14 protein-coding genes are annotated in these 18287 nt (G+C 71.7%); 12 read left to right on the forward strand and 2 right to left on the reverse strand.

Annotated features, from left to right (window positions below):
* Positions 1-3 precede the first annotated feature (3 nt).
* The 5 genes from ACZ3KJ_RS31160 to ACZ3KJ_RS31180 all read left to right on the forward strand — a co-directional run bounded on the left by ACZ3KJ_RS31160 (position 4) and on the right by ACZ3KJ_RS31180 (position 4478).
* Entirely contained in the window at positions 4-249 is a 246-nt protein-coding gene (locus ACZ3KJ_RS31160) for a hypothetical protein (RefSeq protein WP_467531880.1), read from the forward strand.
* 192 nt (positions 250-441) lie between these two features.
* Positions 442-1056 carry a hypothetical protein gene (locus ACZ3KJ_RS31165; protein WP_467531882.1) on the forward strand — a complete coding sequence of 205 codons (615 nt, stop codon included), beginning with the start codon at positions 442-444 and terminating at the stop codon, positions 1054-1056.
* A gap of 211 nt (positions 1057-1267) precedes the next feature.
* Positions 1268-1432 carry a hypothetical protein gene (locus ACZ3KJ_RS31170; RefSeq protein ID WP_467531883.1) on the forward strand — a complete coding sequence of 55 codons (165 nt, stop codon included), beginning with the start codon at positions 1268-1270 and terminating at the stop codon, positions 1430-1432.
* 26 nt (positions 1433-1458) lie between these two features.
* On the forward strand, positions 1459-3576 hold the full coding sequence (locus ACZ3KJ_RS31175; protein WP_467531885.1) for a recombinase family protein: 2118 nt from the start codon (positions 1459-1461) through the stop codon (positions 3574-3576).
* Positions 3573-4478: an ADP-ribosylglycohydrolase family protein gene (locus ACZ3KJ_RS31180; RefSeq protein WP_467531886.1), complete on the forward strand. Its 906-nt coding sequence runs from the start codon at positions 3573-3575 to the stop codon at positions 4476-4478. The genes ACZ3KJ_RS31175 and ACZ3KJ_RS31180 overlap by 4 nt, the downstream gene beginning before the upstream one ends.
* Before the next feature lie 389 nt (positions 4479-4867).
* On the opposite strand, the gene ACZ3KJ_RS31185 is transcribed toward ACZ3KJ_RS31180, so the two are convergent.
* On the reverse strand, positions 4868-6421 hold the full coding sequence (locus ACZ3KJ_RS31185) for an MFS transporter (protein ID WP_467531887.1): 1554 nt from the start codon (positions 6419-6421) through the stop codon (positions 4868-4870).
* A gap of 192 nt (positions 6422-6613) precedes the next feature.
* Here ACZ3KJ_RS31185 and ACZ3KJ_RS31190 point away from each other — a divergent pair, with 192 nt between their 5' ends.
* From ACZ3KJ_RS31190 to ACZ3KJ_RS31200, 3 genes are all read left to right on the forward strand, one after another.
* Positions 6614-7237, forward strand: a complete 624-nt coding sequence (locus ACZ3KJ_RS31190; protein WP_467531889.1) for a TetR/AcrR family transcriptional regulator — start codon at positions 6614-6616, stop codon at positions 7235-7237.
* Positions 7238-7330: 93 nt separating this feature from the next.
* On the forward strand, positions 7331-8032 hold the full coding sequence (locus ACZ3KJ_RS31195) for a ribonuclease HII (protein ID WP_467531890.1): 702 nt from the start codon (positions 7331-7333) through the stop codon (positions 8030-8032).
* A gap of 68 nt (positions 8033-8100) precedes the next feature.
* Positions 8101-8739, forward strand: a complete 639-nt coding sequence (locus tag ACZ3KJ_RS31200; RefSeq protein ID WP_467531892.1) for a hypothetical protein — start codon at positions 8101-8103, stop codon at positions 8737-8739.
* A gap of 354 nt (positions 8740-9093) precedes the next feature.
* Here the strand turns inward: ACZ3KJ_RS31200 and ACZ3KJ_RS31205 are convergent, their stop codons facing one another.
* The gene (locus ACZ3KJ_RS31205) at positions 9094-9714 is read right to left on the reverse strand and encodes a hypothetical protein (RefSeq protein ID WP_467531894.1); all 621 of its coding nucleotides are present in this window, start codon (positions 9712-9714) and stop codon (positions 9094-9096) included.
* A 758-nt stretch (positions 9715-10472) separates the two neighbouring features.
* Between ACZ3KJ_RS31205 and ACZ3KJ_RS31210 the strand changes: the two genes are divergently transcribed.
* The 4 genes from ACZ3KJ_RS31210 (at position 10473) to ACZ3KJ_RS31225 (ending at position 18273) form a co-directional block, all read left to right on the forward strand.
* The gene (locus ACZ3KJ_RS31210) at positions 10473-12632 is read left to right on the forward strand and encodes a RecQ family ATP-dependent DNA helicase (protein WP_467531896.1); all 2160 of its coding nucleotides are present in this window, start codon (positions 10473-10475) and stop codon (positions 12630-12632) included.
* A 311-nt stretch (positions 12633-12943) separates the two neighbouring features.
* Complete coding sequence (locus tag ACZ3KJ_RS31215; protein WP_467531898.1) at positions 12944-14707, forward strand: DUF4192 domain-containing protein; 1764 nt, start codon at positions 12944-12946, stop codon at positions 14705-14707.
* Between the two features lie 755 nt (positions 14708-15462).
* Positions 15463-17382 (forward strand): glycogen debranching N-terminal domain-containing protein, encoded by a 1920-nt coding sequence (locus ACZ3KJ_RS31220; protein WP_467531911.1) that lies wholly within the window; start codon positions 15463-15465, stop codon positions 17380-17382.
* Positions 17383-17514: 132 nt separating this feature from the next.
* Positions 17515-18273: an NUDIX hydrolase gene (locus tag ACZ3KJ_RS31225; RefSeq protein WP_389515751.1), complete on the forward strand. Its 759-nt coding sequence runs from the start codon at positions 17515-17517 to the stop codon at positions 18271-18273.
* Positions 18274-18287: the final 14 nt, after the last annotated feature.

Below are 18287 nucleotides of genomic sequence, written 5' to 3' on the forward strand. Positions count from 1 at the left end.
GCAATGAGCAACGGAGCCCGCCAGGAGGCCCTGCGGCGCCACGGCTTGACGGAGACCCCGGACGGCTTCGAGTTGACCCTGGAGGGCTTCAGGACTGCCTCCCGGAGGGCCAGGGCCCTCCGGGGCCAGGGGAACACCGAGGCGGCCCAGGCGCTGGCCCTGGACCCCTCTGATCCGGACCGCTGGGAGTTCTGCCGAGCCGTCGCACTCGACGCCTTCTCGCGGGAGATCAACGGGAGAGGATTTTAAAAACGGCAACGGATTCTCGTCAGAGATTGCGCCACGTGCTGGAGCGGTCGCTTTCCGTCGTTTCAAACGGCTAGGATTTCAGCCGGCCGTACACGCTGAAGGCCCACCTCTGGGGAGAGGTGGGCCTTCGAATTCAAAAATCTCTGGGGAGAGATCAGTCGGGTGTTGCCGCATCCGAGGTTTGGGGAAACCGTGACTGAGCTTAGCCGCATTCGAACGGCAGTGGTAGATGACGAGACGCTCTACAGCTTGTGGGACGGTGTTCGTGTCCTGGGGTACGCCGCGACCGGCGCGTACGGTAAGTGTCACCGGCAGATCCCTCGGGAAATGAAGGCCCGCGTCCCGTGGCAGTTGTTCGGCGAAGAGGGCCCACGGGCGCGAACCGTGACCACCGCCGTGACCTTGGACGGTCTGCGGCGTCTGGTGGCGAATAGCCAGCGGGCCGCCGCCTTGAACCTGGCGATCGAGCTGAACATGGAGACCGTGCATGTCGCGACCCCCGTAGCGGAGGTCCTCCGGATCGTCATCGCCGCCCTGAGGCCGGTCAGGGTTCACGAGGAGTATCGGGTCGGTGATCATGTCGTGGACCTCTTCATTCCGGTTCTCAATCTTGTGGTCGAGCGCGACCGCCTGAATGATCCCAGCCGCGATCGGAATGCCGAATGGTGGCGGCGAACCCTGATCGAGGACCGGCTCGGCTGCTCGTACATCGGGTTCGACCCGACGAAGCGGGGCTTCAACGTCGGTGACCTCGTGAACGAGATCCTCCATGTGGATCTGCCCGAGTCGGCGGAGCAGCCCGCCTAATATCTCCAAGAAATCCTGGAGGGAATCCGAGAAGTCAAGCGAAAGTTGTGCTGTCACCCTTTCGGGTGGCAGCATTTCTGCTGCCCGTCAGACGCCTTTCCGCGCACGGCCAGTGGCGCTCTACGCGATGACGGACTTCGCGAAGTTCCATCCAGCGTCAGCGTCGGGCTGAAGAGCCTCAGGACGCAACGCGGGCAGGTGAGGAGCACCCATGCAGGACGATGGCGCGATACGGGCCGAGGAGGCCGGAGAGTGGCTCCGACGGACGATGACGGAGGAGCCGGAGCGGCGCAGTGAGCTGATCATCAGCGACGAGGCCATGGATGCCCGTTCGCACGAGAGGCTGTTGGAGATCTTGTTCGGGCCGCTCCCGTAGCGCTGCCGAGTGGCCAGGGGGAGACCATGACCGATGACCAGGCGAGGCGCGAAGCACTCTTCCGCGCTCTGGACGCTGTGGCTCAGGTGGCCGAGCCCGGACAGCTCCGGGCCGTTGCATACCTCCGGGTGAGCACCGAGGACCAGCGGAAGGGATACGGAATCCCCTACACCGGCCGGAGGGTCGTCAAGCACATCACCGACAAGGGCTGGGCTCTGACGAACATCTTCGCCGACGAGGGCTTCAGCGGGAGCCTGGACCACACGCAGCGGCCTGACGTGAAGGAGCTGATGCGCCAGGCCCGTATGACGCCGAAGCCGTTCGACGTCGTGGTGGTTTTCGAAGACCGGGCCATCGGCCGTCGGGGCCGCGCCTTCTGGCCCTGGGTCTGGGAGCTGGAAGACCTGGGGATCTTCACGGCCGTGGTGGTGGGCGACTCCGACAACACCACCGAAGAGGGTCAAAGCCGGATGCGCAAGGCCGCAGACCGGGCGGAAGACGAGCTGATCGTCATCCGGAACCGCACCCAGGGCGGCATCCAGGAGAAGGCCGAATTCCTGGGCCACCAGGGCGCCTATCTGGGCGGCAGCGTGCCGTACGGCTACCGGGTGAAGAGCAAGGGTCTGAAGGGCGAGAGCCGCCTGGAGCCCGACGAGTGCGACTGCGTCGGCGCATGTGCAGGCCTTCACGAGGCCGACGGCCTGCACTTGGCGGTGTCCCGGTTCGTGGCCACGCGGTCCTATGACACGACCGGCGGCGACCTGAACGCTGCCGGATACCGCCGTAAGAGCGGTGCCCTGTGGGACTACGGATCCGTTCACAACCTTCTCAACTCGCGGGCCACCCTGGAAGCGGTCATCGTGCATCGCGGTTCCCGGGATGTCGTCCTGGACAAGGCGGGGAGCCCTCGTTACGGGGCCGCCGTCGAGATCAAGCTGAAGCCGGTTCTCACCTCGCGGGAGCTGGCGGCCCTTGCCGAGGCGAAGGCACAGCGCCCTCGGCGTCGGACCCCGAAGACCTTCACCTACGCCCTGGGCGGTCGTATCGCGAGCCCATGCGGCCTCGTGTACGTCGGGGCGGGGAAGTCCCGTCAGGGCGACCAGCAGGGCCGCAGTCCCTTCAAGGCCATGCGCTGTAGCGGCGCCGGGAGCAACATTCCGAAGGACAGGCGCTGCACCTGCCCGATCATCCGGGCGGAGCCGGTGGAACGAGAGGCATGGCGTCTCGTGCGGGAGTTCCTTGAGGACCCCGTGGAGCTGGAGCGACGGGCGACGGCGGCCCTGGCGAAGAAGGCTGAGACCGGCGCCGACTTCGACGGCCGGCTGAAGGTCCTGGGCAAGCGCATTGCCGAGCTGGAAGAGTCCATCGATCTCATGATCATGGCCGCTACGCAACAGGCGGCCTCTCGCCGTATGTCCCGGACGGAGGCCGAGAAGTACATCGCCAGGATGACCGCTCAGCCGAATGCCGATCTGGCGGACCTCCATAAGCAGCGTGTGGAGATCGAGGGCTGGAAAGAGACCGTCGTCGAGGTCGAGGACATCGCCAGGCAACTGAGCGTCCTGGCCGAGAAGGCGCGGGTCCGCCTTGCGGACAAGACGCTGGAGGAGCAGGCGGAGCTGTTCAATCTCCTGCGGGCCGAGATCATGATCCTGGGCGAGGTGCCCTCGCGCCCCTCGGGACGCCCCTGCCGGGCGATGGCGTTCTTCGTCGAGCGCGGCCTGGACGTTCCGCTTCTTACGGACGAGGCGTGGGCGAAGGTGAAGGACGTCGTGCCCAGGTTCTCGCCGCATCACTCGTCGCGGGATGTGCTGGAGGCCTTCCTGGAGAAGGCCCGCACCGGCGTGTCCTGGCGGGCTCTGGGGGCTCCCGTGCCGTACACGACCTTGATGAACCACTGGGTCAAGTGGGGGGCGCCCGGTGGCCTGGAGGTCGTGATGGAGCGCTTGGCGGGCTTTCCCGGGACGACGCTTCTGGACCCCGACAAGGTGACGTTGCAGGTGCGGTGCAAGGTGACGCCGGAGCTGCTGCTGATGGAGCCCCCGGCACTGGATGGCAATGGTGCCACTACCTCCATCGACGGTTCGCCCAGTGGCGAGACCCGGAGCCGTACGGGATCAGCGGATAGAGTGGCAGGAAGATGACGGCTGACTCCTCTCCCGAAGGGCGCCTGGAGCGTGCCCTGGCCGGCCTGCGCGGACTCGCGGTGGGAGACGCGCTGGGCTCCCAGTTCTTCGTACCGGCGAACTACCCGCTGCTGAAGCGCCGCGAGTTGCCGCCCAGCCCCTGGCAGTGGACGGACGACACGGAGATGGCCTGTTCCGTCGTCGCCGTCCTGGCCGCCCACCACCGCATCGACCAGGACGCACTGGCCCGCTCCTTCGCGGAGCACCACGACTTCGACCGCGGCTACGGCCCGGCGGTCAGCCGGCTGCTGCGGCTCGTCCGGGAGGGCGGTGACTGGCGCGAACTGTCGGCCGCGCTGTTCAACGGTCAGGGGTCCTGGGGCAACGGCGCCGCCATGCGCATCGCCCCCCTGGGAGCTTGGTACGCCGACGACCCCGAGCAGGCGACCCACCAGGCGGAGATCTCCGCCTATCCCACGCACCAGCACCGGGAGGCCGTGGTCGGGGCCATGGCCGTCGCCGCGGCCGCCGCGCTGGCCGGATCGCCCGACGGGCCGCCCAGCCCCGAGGCACTCCTGGACGGCGTCATCGCCCTCGTCCCGAAGAGCGCCGTCGGAGCCGGCCTGCGCCGGGCCCGGGACATGCTCGACTACGGCGACGCCGCCACCGTCGCGGCGGTGCTGGGGTGCGGGCGGCGCACGACGGCTCATGACACCGTGCCCTTCGCCCTCTGGTCCGCCGCCCGGTCGCTGGGCGACTTCGAGAGGGCGTTCTGGACCACGGCCCAGGTGGGCGGAGACGTGGACACGACCTGCGCCATCGTGGGCGGCGTGCTGGCATCAGGGAAGGCCGGGGCACCTCCGAAGTCCTGGGCGGAGCAGGTCGAGGCGTTCCCGGCATGGGCGCCGACGGCTGTGTGACGGTGCCCTGAGGCACGGCCGGGTCCCCCGGTGGAAACTTTCCGTGTCCGGTGGGAACTCAGCGTGACCGCGCGCTCGTTCTTCGGGTGTCCGCTGTGCGAGATCTGTGCACAGGAGCGGGCGTCCGAGAGGTGTGGGGACAGCTGAGGCGTCGGGGGTGGGGCATGCGGTTCGTGCTGGCGGTGGTGCTGGTCGTCCTGTTCGTGACCGGGACCTGGTCGGTGCGGTCGGTGAGAGCCCGGCGGGCGCCGACTCCGACGGTGCGGCGAGGCGCGGTTCCGCCGACCGGCAGGGCGGGGGGAACGACTGGCCCCGAGCGCGTGCACGCGACGTTCGTCCTGACGTACGTCGGCGACGGCCCGGGGCCGGCCCGTGAGCCCTGTGTGTCGTCAGCCGGCCATGGGCCCCGCCGCGCCGGACAGGGCCTCCAGGTCGCTCTTGCGGACCCGGATCACCAGCCAGGCCGTCACCAGGGCGAGTGCGGCCATCGCGGCGGCCGGTACGAAGGCCGTCGAGATGCCCTGCGCGAGGACCTCATGCCCCCAGGGCGCCGGAAGCTGGTGCTGGGTGGCGAAAGCGGCCTTCTGTTCCGCCGACCCGTGCGCGAGGAAGTCCGGCAGCTGCCTCTCCGCCTCGTCCTTGCTCGCCGAGCCGAAGACGGTCGTCAGAATGGCCAGTCCCAGAGACCCGCCCACCTGCTGCGTCGCATTGAGCAGGCCGGACGCGGCACCCGCCTCGTGCTGGGCGACACCCGACACCGCTGTGACCGTCGCCGTCACGAAGTTCAGACCCATGCCGAACCCGAAGGTGACCATCGGTCCGAGCACTCCGCCCGTGTACGAGCTGTCGGGGCTGATGAACGTCTGCCAGGTGAGGCCGATCACCACAAGGGCGGAGCCGCCGAGCATGAACGGCTTGGGCCCCAGCACGGGCAGGAACCGCTGGGACAGGCCCGCCCCGACGGCTATCGCGAGGGTCACCGGAAGGAAGGCGAGCCCTGCCTTGATCGGGCTGTAGCCCAGCACGTTCTGCACGAAGAGAACGATGTAGAAGAACATGCCGAACATGGCCGCGGCGAGACTCAGCATGATCACGTACGTGCCGCTGCGGTTGCGGTCGGCGAACATCTTCAACGGCGTGATCGGATCTGCCGCCCGCATCTCCGTGAAGACGAACGCGACCAGCAGGACCAGGGCGAGACCGAAGGCCCCGAGGGTCAGGCTGTCGCCCCATCCTTCCTCCGCTGCGCGGATGAAGGCATACACCAAGGAGGCCATGCCGACCGTCGAGGTCAGCGCGCCCGCGATGTCGAAGCGGCCGGGGTGACGTTCGGACTCGCTGATGTACAGCGGGGTGAGCACGGCGATGAGGACACCGATCGGCACGTTGACGAACAGCACCCAGCGCCAGTCGAGCCACTCGGTGAGCATGCCGCCGGCGAGCAGCCCGATGGCGCCGCCGCCCGCGGACACCGCGGCGAAGACGCCGAAGGCCCGGTTCCGTTCCGGACCTTCCGGGAAGGTGGTGGTGATGAGCGCCAGCGAGGTGGGCGAGGCGATGGCACCTCCGATGCCCTGCAGGGCGCGGGCGGCCAGCAACTGCCAGGGTTCCTGGGCCACTCCGCCCAGGAGCGAGGCGAACGTGAAGAGCAGGATGCCGGCCAGGAAGACCCGGCGGCGGCCGAGAATGTCACCGGCTCGGGCGCCGAGCAGCAGCAGACCGCCGAAGGTGAGTGTGTAGGCGCTGACCACCCACGTGAGATCGGTGGTGCTGAACCTGAGCGCGTCTTGAATGTGCGGGAGCGCGATGTTCACAATCGTCGCGTCGAGTACCACCATGAGTTGGCACGCGGCGATGACGGTGAGCGCGATGCCCGGGTGTCCTTGCCGACGAGCCGCACCCGCACCTGGTTCCTGATTTTCGATTAACTGAGAGGTCGTCACTATGGGTCCCCCACAAAGGCGTTAGTGAACGCTGGCGTTCACTGTTGCGCCAACGGTAGTGAGTCCCCAGTAGTGAACGCAAGCGTTCACTTCAGGGGTCGTCCCCCGGTCTCTCTCTCGCCACTGCCGCCTGGCGCCTCCCTCCCCGCGATCCCCCTCCCCCTCCTCCCTCTGCTCGCTGGAGACATTCAGATGGTTACTTCGCGCTGGACCGCCGCCCCCGCTCGGGAGGCCTCCTCGCGCCGGCGTGGGGCCGTACTCGAACGCGCGATCCTCGATGCCGCTCTGGAGCAACTGGGTACCGTCGGCTGGAACGGCCTCACGATGGAGGGGGTCGCGTCCGAGGCGCAGACCGGCAAGGCCGCCGTGTACCGCCGGTGGCCCTCCAAGGAGGATCTGGTCGCGGACGCCCTGCGTGCCGGGCTGCCCCGGCTGGACGCCGTGCCCGACCGGGGGAGTGTGCGTGAGGACCTGATCGTGCTGTGCCGGACGGCGCGTGACGCGATGATGTCCAGACCAGGTATGGCGGTGAGGTCGATCATTCACGAATGCGATCCGTTGCAGGTGGAGCGCTTCCATGCGCTGATCGTGGAAGGGGTGGTGGAGCCGGCGGTCAAGGTGTTGCGCGAGATTATCGGCCGTGGAGTAGAGCGGGGTGAGGTGCGATCCGGGGCGGCGAACGGTTACGTCCTGGACGTCATTCCGGCCATGATGATGTACCGATCGAAGATGTGCGCAAGCGAATGGAGTGATCGGGATCTGGAGGAGATGGTCGACCAGCTCATGCTGCCGTTGCTGCGACCCGGCGCGGGATGAGGGGGACCCGGACGGGCTCGCCGCGGGCAGAGGGGTCGCACAGGGAAACCTGGGTGTCGCGAGAGGATCCGGGCGGCGTACCCTAAGGGCGCCATGCCGTACGAACCGCCTACTCACACCGTCGAGCGCTCCCTTCGCGCCACGACCGGAGCGAAGGTCATTGCCGGTGTCGACGAGGTGGGCCGGGGTGCGTGGGCCGGTCCCGTCACCGTCTGCGCGGCGGTCACCGGACTCCGCCGGCCTCCCGTGGGGCTCACCGACTCCAAGCTCCTCTCCGTCAAGCGCCGCACCGCGCTCGCCGCGGAACTGGAGAAATGGGTGACCTCGTACGCTCTGGGTCATGCCTCGCACGAGGAGATCGACGACCTGGGGATGACGGCCGCGCTGCGGCTCGCCGCCGTACGCGCGCTGGACGCTCTTCCGATCCGCCCCGATGCGGTGATCCTCGACGGGAAGCACGACTACCTCGGTGCCCCCTGGAAGGTCCGCACGGTGATCAAGGGCGACCGGTCGTGTGTGGCGGTCGCGGCGGCCTCGGTGATCGCCAAGGTTCAGCGCGACAAAATGATGGCCGAACTGGGTATCGACCATGCAGACTTCGGATTTGCGGACAACGCCGGGTATCCGTCGCCCGTGCACAAGGCCGCACTGGAGGAGCGGGGCCCCACCCCGTACCACCGCTTGTCGTGGGCGTATCTTGATGCGCTGCCCCAGTGGCGGCATCTCAAGAAGGCCCGAAGCTGGGCGGACGGAAGCGTTCCGGAGATCGAGGGTCAGCTCGGCTTCGACTTCTGACGATTCCGCTCGCACATATGTGCCACCCGCTGGCGCGAGCCGCACCAACGTTTGATAGATAACAGCTCATGCCTCTCATTCCCGAGGAGCCTCAGATTCACGAGAGTGCCCAGGGTCCCCGCGCCACTCCGGCCAGCGGCCGCACAGCGCCGACCCCTCGTCCCGTACCCGGTCCCCGTCCCGCGGCTCCGTCGCGTCCCGGGCGTCCCGGACCCCAGCGGCCGACGCCGCCGGTGCAGCGCGCACCGCGTGACGTCGCCGCCAAGCCCGGGCCCCCGGCCCCGGCCGCCCCTGTCCCCTCCGCGACTGTCTCCGCGGCTCCCCAGATCCAGTTGATCCCGGCTTCGGCCGAGGGCGCGCTGGATGCGGCCGAAGAGGCCGTGGACGTGCTCCTGGACGCGGGCCGCGCTCCGGGGGAGGTGCTGGTGATCACCACCGGCGAGCAGCACCCCTGGGCCGCCCATGAGCTGTCCTTCGGTGAGGCGTCCTACTGGGCGCAGCACGAGGCGGGGGACGACGTCTTCTACGCGGACGCCGCCGTCGCGGACCGGGCAGGCGTGCGTCCCGTGGTCGTGGTCGCCGTCAACGGCGGTTCCGAAGCCACGGCGGCCACCGTCCTGCCGTTGGCCCACAAGCGAGCCGGTGCCCTGCTGATCGTCTGCGGCGACCCGCAGCAGATCAACGCGGTCCTGGGCGCGGGCGTCTGAGCCGGCCCCGGTCACCTGGGGCGGCACCGGACCGGCGGAGGTGTCGCGGCTGCGGTACCTCCACGGTCGTCCTCGCTGTGCGCGGATGAGGTGAGTCTCGGCGCGTACGCCTCGGCATGCGCGGCAGATGTGTGCCGACGGCGCGTCGGACAGGCGTGCCGGGCGGTGCCCCGGAGGAGACCCGCCGTATGTGCCGCCGCGAGCGGTGTCCGCTTCCGCGGCGGCACATACGGCGGTCGGCCCGGGTTCCCCGTCCCTCGTAAGGGAATCGAAGCAGCGGGCGGGGGCGCCTGGGACACCGCGTCGTCCTTCGCCGCCGACGCCGCCGCGGCTCCTGTGTCCGGCCGAAGGCCCTCAGCGGGCGGCCGCGCGGCGCAGAACCTCCGAGGCGACGCCACCGGTGCGGGGCAGCGGAGGCGGGGCCTCCGACAGTCCGAAGGGCTCCGGAGCCGAATCCGCGTTGGGGCGGCGGCCTCCCCGGCCCTCACCCAGGACCTGCCAGCCGTCCCCCGTCAGCGTGATGTACGCCCCACAGCGCAGGCCGTGCAGGGTGCAGGCGTCACGCAGCCCCCACATCCAGGCACCGTCCTCCTCCGTCCAGCGTGCGTCGCCGTCGCGGCAGTAGAGCAGCACGGCGGTGCGCACCGGTGTGCGGCGCCGCAAGTCGTGCGGGATGACCCGGCGCAACTGTGCGAGCAGCGCGTTGCGGAACATCCAGCCGTCGGCGGACGCCTGACGCCGGGTGAAGGAGGCGCTGGCCAGCAGCCGCTCGTCGGGATCCAGTACGGCCACCACGGCGGTGGACGGTCTGGGCCGATGGCGCGCGTGCAGCCCGCTGACGACCTCCCGCGGACTGCGCAGCAGCGGAATGCCGGCCGCGGCCCACTCGGCAGGCTCGAGCAAGCGGTTGGCGGAAGCGGCGGACGTGGACGTCGACAACGATGCCGCCGAGGACGGAGCAAATCCGAGGGTCACGAGCCTCCCTTCGGCTACGGCCCACACTGCGGGCGGGTCGGTTTCGGGGGAGCGCACACCACGGCAAAGCCCTACCGGACCACGGGCGGGCCATGCGGGGGGAGCGGAACTCAATTCTTCCTGTCGAACTGGGATGCGGCAACGAGCAATTGGGGCCACCGACCGTTATATGGCGGTGCGGGTCTTATATCCCTACCCACTGGGTGCGTCATGACGCGTCCGCCCGCCGTACACGTCTGGTTCACCCACCGTCGTGGTGGTGTTCCCGATGGCGCGCCGCCGGCATGTGGAGGTCGCGTCGTCGGGCAGCCGCCGTTCGGGCGGGGCGGCCGGTCCGGGCGGCACCTGGTCACGGGCGTCCGGCGATCGTCAGGCGAGGCGGAAGCCTGGGAGCCGGTACCGCCCGAGCGGCCCCACGATCAGGACGGCGGGCGCGATGAGAGCGAGCTGCCGGGCGGCGGACCACAACAGCCGGCGGCCGTCCGCCGCGGCCCGGTACCCCCGGCGAACACCGTACCTGTCGCATTGTCGTCTTCTCCGCCGACGGAGAAATGGAGCGTGCAGTCCAGCAGTGCAGCCGCGGAGATCCGCATCCGGGGGTGAGGAGGGTGCCGGCATCGCAGCAGCGTGCCTGAACGGTTGGGCGGCGGGGGCGGCGGCCGCAGGTCGATCGGCGCGGGGCCCGTGGACCGTTCGTGATCCGGCTGTCACTCGGCGTGAGGTGGCCGATTGTCAGTGCCATCGGGTTGCATGGAGGCATGGACGACCTGGAGCTGCGCACCGAAGCCGACACCATCCTCGCCGAGCTCGTCGGTGACCCGGCGGGTTCCGCTCGGCTGCGGGAGGACCAGTGGCAGGCGGTGGCGGCCCTGGTGCGTGAGCGCCGGCGAGCGCTGGTGGTGCAGCGCACCGGCTGGGGCAAGTCGGCGGTGTACTTCGTCGCCACCGCCCTGCTGCGCCGGCGCGGCTCCGGCCCCACGGTCATCGTCTCGCCCCTGCTGGCGCTGATGCGCAACCAGGTCGAGTCGGCGGCGCGGGCCGGTATCCGGGCGCGCACCATCAACTCGGCCAATCCGGAGGAGTGGGACGCCATCCACGAGGAGGTCGAGCGCGGCGAGACCGACGTCCTCCTGGTGAGTCCGGAACGTCTCAATTCCGTGGACTTCCGCGAACAGACGCTGCCCAAGCTCGCGGCCACGACCGGTCTGCTGGTGGTCGACGAGGCGCACTGCATCTCCGACTGGGGACACGACTTCCGACCGGACTACCGGCGGCTGCGGGCGATGCTCGCCGAGCTCGCGCCCGGCGTACCGGTACTGGCCACGACGGCGACGGCCAACGCGCGGGTCACGGCGGACGTGGCCGAGCAACTGGGGACGGGTGCCGGCGAGGCACTGGTGCTGCGCGGGCCGCTCGACCGGGAAAGCCTGAGGCTGGGGGTGGTCCAGCTGCCGGATGCCGCGCACCGGATGGCCTGGCTCGCCGAGCACCTGGACGAGCTGCCGGGTTCCGGGATCATCTACGCGCTGACGGTGGCGGCGGCGGAGGAGGCCACCGCCTTCCTGCGGCAGCGCGGCTTCCGCGTGGCCTCCTACACGGGGCGCACGGAGAACGCCGACCGGTTGCAGGCCGAGGCCGACCTGCTGGACAACCGGGTCAAGGCGCTCGTCGCCACGTCGGCGCTGGGCATGGGCTTCGACAAGCCGGACCTGGGCTTCGTGGTCCATCTCGGCTCGCCCTCCTCGCCGATCGCCTATTACCAGCAGGTGGGGCGTGCGGGCCGCGGCGTGGCCCACGCCGATGTGCTGCTGCTGCCGGGCAAGGAGGACGAGGCCATCTGGCGCTACTTCGCCGACACCGCCTTCCCTCCCGAGGCGCAGGTCCGGCAGACGCTGTCGGCCCTTGAGGGGGCGGGACGGCCGCTGTCCGTGCCGGCCCTGGAGGCGTCGGTGGACCTGCGGCGCAGCCGGCTGGAGACGATGCTGAAGGTGCTGGACGTCGACGGCGCGGTCAAACGGGTGAAGGGCGGCTGGATCTCCACCGGTGAGCGGTGGGACTACGACGCCGACCGGTATGCCTGGGTCGCCCGGCAGCGCGCGGCCGAGCAGCAGGCCATGCGCGATTACGTGAGCACGGACGGATGCCGGATGGAGTTCCTGCGCCGGCAGCTGGACGACGAGGGGGCGACACCGTGCGGCCGCTGTGACAACTGCGCGGGAGCCTGGGCCGACCCGTCCGTCTCGGCGGAGACGCTGACCGGGGCGGCGAAGGAGCTGGACCGCCCGGGGGTGGAGATCGAGCCGCGCCGGATGTGGCCGACGGGAATGCCCGCACTGGGCATCGACCTCAAGGGGCGCATCCCGGCCACGGAGCAGTGTTCCACCGGGCGCGCGCTGGGACGGCTCTCGGACATCGGCTGGGGCAACCGGCTCCGTCCGCTGCTGGCCGACAACGCCCCCGACGGGCCTGTCCCCGACGACGTCCTGCGGGCCGCGGTGGCGGTCCTCGCCGACTGGGCACGGTCGCCCGGTGGCTGGGCGCCGGACGTTCCGGACGCCTCCGCCCGGCCGGTCGGCGTCGTCGCCGTGCCGTCCCTGGCCCGCCCGCACCTCGTCGGCTCACTCGCCCAGGGCATTGCGTCCGTCGGCCGGATCCCGCTGCTGGGGACGCTGGCGTACACCGGTCCGGACGGCGCCCACGCTGCACGCCGCAGCAACTCCGCACAACGGCTCCGGGCACTGTCCGGCGCCTTCGCCGTCCCCGAGGATCTGACCGCCGCCCTGGCCCGCTCCTCGGGCCCCGTCCTGCTCGTGGACGACTACACCGACTCCGGCTGGACCCTCGCGGTCGCTGCCCGTCTGCTGCGCCGGGCGGGCAGCGAACAGGTCCTTCCCCTGGTGCTCGCCGCGGCGGGCTGAGCCTCCCCTCACGTCACCGTCCCGGACCGGCGGGGCGGCCCGGCGGTCCGTCCGGGGCGGCATACGCCATCGCCGTGCACGGTCTCCACGGTGCCCGCGACCACGGGGAGCTCGTCGAGCCGGCCGAACACGACGAGGGTGCCGCGCCGTCGACGTCGAAGAACGCGACGCCCGTGGGATCGGTCCGGAGCACCACCCGAGGATGGCAGAGGACGCGGACGCCATGACGAACGGCCTGTGGTTGACGTGTCCCTGCTCGGACTTATCCACAGGGCAAAGCGGAGGATGGCGATCCGCGAGATCGTCGTCGCATGACGAACCACAGCGAAACCACGGGATCCTCCGAGAACGGCGACATCATCGGCGCTGACGGATACGACGTACAGGATGGACCTACGCATGACGGCCGGGTCGGGTACGACGGTCGTGTTCCGTACGACGGCCATGACCCGTGCGACGGGCGAGCCCCGTACGAAGGGCGGCAACCGTCGTACGACGGGGGCCCCGCACACCAAGTGACCCTGCGCACCCCGGCGGAACTCGCCGACGCCCTTCCCTACCTGCTCGGATACCGGCCCGAGGACAGCATCGTCCTGGTCGCCCTGCACGACCGGGACGGGCGGGGCCGGTTCGGAGGGCGCGCCCGGCTCGGCATCCCCACGAGCCCGGACGACTGGGCCGCCGTGGCCAGGCAGTTGGCGCAGGGACTGGTGACGGGCAGTGAACGCAGGGGCGCCCGTCCCGCCCAGATGGTCGCCTATCTCTGCCAGGAACCGGCGAAGGGCGGGACGGGCCGCCAGGTCATGGAGCGGCTCCGGCCGCTGGCCCAGCAACTCCGCATCGAATGCGGCCGGCTCGACATCCCCGTCATCGAGGCTCTGTGCATCTCCGAGGGCCGCTTCTGGTCCTACTGCTGCGCGGGCCAGGGCTGCTGCCCGGTGGAGGGGGTGCCGATGGGCCTGCCCGGCACGTCCGTCATGGCGGCGGCGGCCACCTACGCCGGCATTCAGGTCCGCGGCACGCTGAGGGAGCTGAGGGCCCGCCTGCTCCCTCTGGAGAACGGTGCGGCGCTGGAGCAGGAACTCGCGCTCGACACCGCCGGCAGGGCGCTGGTGCCCCGGATCCTCGAGGACGAGAGCCGTGCGGCCGTGAGGGAGGAGACGATCGCGCTGGCCGCCCGCGTCATGCGGCGCCTCACCGAGGCGCCGCCCGTGACCGGGGCCCTTGTGGCGGATCACCGGGACGACGAACTGCTGGCCCCGGACGAGGCGGCGACGCTCATTCTCGGCCTCCAGGACCGAGTGACCCGCGACCGCGCGGCCGAGTGGATGGAGGGCGACGAGGCAGCCCCCGCTCTACGGCTGTGGCGCGCCCTCGCACGCCGTTGCGTCGGGTCCTACGCGGAACACGCGGCGGCGCCGCTCACGCTCGCGGGGTGGGTCGCCTGGTCCAGCGGTGACGAGTTGGAGGCCCGGGAGGCCCTCGCCATGGCCCTGGGCGCGGACCCCGACTACCTCTTCGCACGCCTGCTGCACCAGGCCTGCAACGAGGGCCTCGACCCGGAGTCGGTCCGGCGCTGCCTGCGCTCGGAACGCGCGGGACGCGGCCGGAGCGGGACGGAGCGGGCCGACCCTTCGCTCGAGGACACGGAAGGGGAGAGGGCCGACGGGTGGCGTGGCGGCCATGCGGACGGCGAGGCCGACGGCCCCGATGCTCGCGGTGTGGCGGAGGATGTCACGGCGTCCGACCCGCCGCACGTGAGCGCACCGGTGGCCGAGTCGGCGGGGACGGCTCCGGCGGCGACCGGGCCGGCGACAGGCCGTCGCCGTCGCCGTACGCGCTCCTCGGGGACCGCCGGCGGCCACCCGCGGGCGGAGGCGGCCGGGCAACGTCCCGAGCCACGAGCCGACACGCTCCGCCCCCGCACCCCTGCCCGTGGCACGGGTCCCGCCGCACCCGCACGGGGCGAGTCCCGACCCCGTTCCCGGGGCGCGACCCGAACCTCAGGTCGGTCTCGAGGTGCCTGCACGGACGGCGTGCGGGCCGACGGGGGTGAGACGAAAGAGGTGGGGTGAGGCTCCGTCGGTACCGCGCCGGGCGAGGCCGACGCACGGGCGCTCGGCCATCGGCACCCGTTCACCGAGCACCTGTCCGGCGCCCGTTCGACGAGTACCCGTCCGGCGCCCGTCTGGCGAGCACCCGTCCAGCATCCGTTCGCTGGGCGGCCGTCCGGCGCCTGGCCGTCCGACACGCAAAGCCGAGTGGCCGTCCGGCGTCCGTCCCGCCGCGGCCGTCCGGCACCCCACCACCTGGCGACCTGTCCCACGGCCGTCCCTCCTACGAACCGTCCCGCCGAGGAACCGACCTGCGGCCGATGACCTGCGACCTGCCGCCGGTGACCCGCGGCCGCCAGCCGCCGGCCGCCCACCCACCCGCGCCGCCATTCGGTGGTGACCCCCGCCTCGGGCGTGACCTGGGAGAGCCCCGCCCCGTTCACCTGAGTGGCGGAACGCCCGTACGGGACGTACCGCCACAGCGCACCCTTCGTGCCGGAGCCTTCCACCGGCGCCGACCATGCCCGAGGCGCACAGAGAGCAGAAGAAGCCACCGTATGCATCAGCCGACTCCGCCCTCCGCCGTCGACCCACGTCCCGCCTCCGACAGGTACGAGCCCGTCCGCTCCCCGGGCGCCGAACCGCCGTTCACGGACGGGCCCCTTCCGCCGCCCCGCACAACACGTCCGCCCGCCCCCGCCGTGCCCCGGGGCGCGGTGCCGCCGGCCGCCTCGGTGCCGCGCCGCTCCACCGATCTGCCCGCCGCGCACACGGCGATGATCTGCGTCGCCCTGCCGGGACTCGCCGTCTCCACCGAGCGGGGGCAGCTGACCGGACACGGGCTGGAGGGGTACTACCGGTCGGGGCGGCGCATCCTGGCCCGCTGCGAGGTCCGGGTGGCCGGACGCGAACCGCTCGGGGTGCAGGCCCGGATGACCTCGGCCGACCGGGCCCGCTTCGTCGGCACTCTGCGGGCCGCCCCGCACGGGGGTCCGGACCCGGACCTCGTGGTCGAACGGACCCGCACCGCGGACGGGACGGAGCGGATCACCCTGCACAGTGCCGCCACGCGTCCGCTGCGCCTGCCGGTCGAGGTGTCCCTCGGCACGGACCTCGCCGACCTCGGGGCGATCGCGGCCGGCGCCGTCGGTCCCGAGCTGCCCGCCAGCGTCCATGACTCCGGCCTGCGCTGGACCGGCGACGGCGGGACGTCGTCCGTCACCGCCGACCCGCCGCCCGCCGACGCGCTCGCCTCCGCGGGGCTCCTTCGATGGGAGTTCGACGTGCCGCCCGGCGGCAGCGTCACCGTGGAGCTGAGGGTCCGTCTGGACGGCGCCGGGCCGGTGCGAGCCGTGGCCCGCGCCGCGACCAATCCGCTGGCCGCCGCGCGGGCGACGGCCGACGACCCGCGTGTCCCCGCACTGCTGAGCAGGAGCGTCGAGGACCTGCGGGCCCTGCTGGTGCGTGACCCCGCACACCCCGTGGACACGCACCCGGCGGCGGGAGCACCGTGGCGCTGCGGGCTCGCCCCGGCCGAGGCGCTCGCCGCGGCCCGTATGGCGCTGCCCCTCGGTACCCGGCTCGCCGCGGGCACGCTCCGCACCCTCGCCCGCACCCAGATCACCGGCCGGGGACCGAGAGCGGGCCTGATCCCCGGCCCCCGGCGCGACGCGGGGCCGCACCTGCCGCCGGGCTGCACGGGCACCGAGGCCACCCTGCTGTTTCCGGTGCTCCTCGCGGAGGCCCGCCGTTGGGGACTGCCCGACCGGGAGACCGAGGAACTGCTGCCGACGGCCGAACGCTGCCTCACCTGGCTACGGGCCGCCGTGGGGGAGGGAACCCACCTGCCCGATCCTCAGCCCGGCGGCCCCGCCCGCTGCGAGACGCAGGCCCACGCCCACCGCGCGGCACTGCTCGGCGCCGACCTCCTCGACGCCTGCGGCAGACCGGGCGGGAGCGGGCTGCGGGACTGGGCGGGAGCGCTGCGGGCCGCGTTCCGGCGTGACTTCTGGATCGACGACCCGGGCGGCGGCCGGCCCGCCGCCGCCCGCACACCGGACGGGCGCCCGGTGCCGTACCTGGGCGCGACCGCCGCTCACCTGCTGGACACGGGACTGCTGGGCGGCGGCGAGCACGCCCCCGGGCTGCTGGACGAGGTGCGGACCGAGCAGCTCGTCCGGCTCCTCGGCAGCCCGGTCATGGACTCGGGCTGGGGGCTGCGCGGACTGGGGGCGAGGGAGACGGGCCACAACCCCTTCGGTCACCGCAGCGGCGCCGTGCGGGTGCACGAGACGGCGGTCGCCGTCGCGGGCCTGACCGCCGCGGGCTACGAGAAGGAAGCGGGCTCCCTGCTGCGCGGCGTCCTGTCCGCGGCCGAGGCCTTCGGACACCGCCTCCCCGAGATGTACGCGGGGGAGCAGCGCACCGAGGGGAGCGCGCCGCTGCCCCACCCGGCCGCGTGCCGTCCGGCGGCCACCGCGGCCGCAGCCGGGGTCCTGATGCTGGCCACCGTGGTGGGCATCCGCCCCGACGCCCCGTCGGGGACCGTCACCCTGCGTCCCATGCGCAGCGCACCCCTCGGGGAGATCGCGCTGACGGGCCTGCGGGTCGCGGGCGCTCCGTTCTCCGTACGGGTCAGCAGGCTCGGACTCGCCCTGGTGGAGGAAGCGGCCGATGGACTGCAATTGGGGGTGTGACCTGGAATGACGCTCGGCTTCGGCAGCAGCGGGGACCGGACGCCGGCAGCCGTGCCGAACCGGAGTCGATCAGCCACCGAAGCGGTCGGCGAAGGGAGTGTTTATCGTCAGGGAGACGACTATGATCACCGCATGCCCTACGACCCGTCAGCCTTTCCGCCCTTCGCCGTCACCGTGGACCTGGTCGTGCTGACCGTGCGCCGCCATGCCCTGTGTGCGCTGGCGGTGCGCCGGGGCGAGCCGCCGTACCAGGGCCGGTGGGCCCTGCCGGGCGGCTTCGTACGGGCCGACGAGAACCTCTCCCAGGCCGCGGCGCGCGAACTGGCGGAGGAGACCGGACTGCACGCCCACGACCCCTCCGCCCCCGCCCAGGACTACGGCGCCCATCTGGAACAGCTCGCCACCTACGGCGACCCCGAGCGCGATCCCCGGATGCGTGTCGTCAGCGTCGCCCACCTGGCGCTCGCCCCGGACCTGCCCGCCCCCCGGGCCGGTGGCGACGCCAGCAACGCGCGCTGGGCACCGGTCGAGGAACTGCTGGAACCGGGCGGTTACGGCCGCGAGGGTGAACCGGCCGTGCCGCTGGCCTTCGATCATGCCCAGATCCTGGCGGACGGTGTGGAACGCGCCCGCTCCAAGATCGAGTATTCGTCGCTGGCGACCGCGTTCTGCCCCACCGAGTTCACCGTCGGTGAGCTGCGCCGCGTCTACGAAGCGGTATGGGGCGTGGCGCTGGACCCGCGCAACTTCCACCGCAAGGTGACGGGCACCCCCGGCTTCCTGGTTCCGACGGGCGGCACCACCACACGGCAGGGCGGCCGCCCCGCCCAGCTCTTCCGGGCCGGCGGCGCGACCCTGCTCAACCCGCCGATGCTGCGCCCCGAGGTGTGACAAGCGCGCACCAC

This window comes from Streptomyces sp. NPDC003248 (assembly GCF_055563235.1).

What these genes read in the sequence shown, in the direction of transcription:
- ACZ3KJ_RS31160 (WP_467531880.1), top strand. Translation starts at nt 4, where the DNA reads ATGAGCAACGGAGCCCGCCAGGAGGCCCTGCGGCGCCACGGCTTGACG.
- ACZ3KJ_RS31170 (WP_467531883.1), top strand. Translation starts at nt 1,268, where the DNA reads ATGCAGGACGATGGCGCGATACGGGCCGAGGAGGCCGGAGAGTGGCTC.
- ACZ3KJ_RS31175 (WP_467531885.1), top strand. Translation starts at nt 1,459, where the DNA reads ATGACCGATGACCAGGCGAGGCGCGAAGCACTCTTCCGCGCTCTGGAC.
- ACZ3KJ_RS31180 (WP_467531886.1), top strand. Translation starts at nt 3,573, where the DNA reads ATGACGGCTGACTCCTCTCCCGAAGGGCGCCTGGAGCGTGCCCTGGCC.
- ACZ3KJ_RS31190 (WP_467531889.1), top strand. Translation starts at nt 6,614, where the DNA reads ATGGTTACTTCGCGCTGGACCGCCGCCCCCGCTCGGGAGGCCTCCTCG.
- ACZ3KJ_RS31195 (WP_467531890.1), top strand. Translation starts at nt 7,331, where the DNA reads ATGCCGTACGAACCGCCTACTCACACCGTCGAGCGCTCCCTTCGCGCC.
- ACZ3KJ_RS31200 (WP_467531892.1), top strand. Translation starts at nt 8,101, where the DNA reads ATGCCTCTCATTCCCGAGGAGCCTCAGATTCACGAGAGTGCCCAGGGT.
- ACZ3KJ_RS31210 (WP_467531896.1), top strand. Translation starts at nt 10,473, where the DNA reads ATGGACGACCTGGAGCTGCGCACCGAAGCCGACACCATCCTCGCCGAG.
- ACZ3KJ_RS31215 (WP_467531898.1), top strand. Translation starts at nt 12,944, where the DNA reads ATGACGAACCACAGCGAAACCACGGGATCCTCCGAGAACGGCGACATC.
- ACZ3KJ_RS31220 (WP_467531911.1), top strand. Translation starts at nt 15,463, where the DNA reads ATGATCTGCGTCGCCCTGCCGGGACTCGCCGTCTCCACCGAGCGGGGG.
- ACZ3KJ_RS31225 (WP_389515751.1), top strand. Translation starts at nt 17,515, where the DNA reads ATGCCCTACGACCCGTCAGCCTTTCCGCCCTTCGCCGTCACCGTGGAC.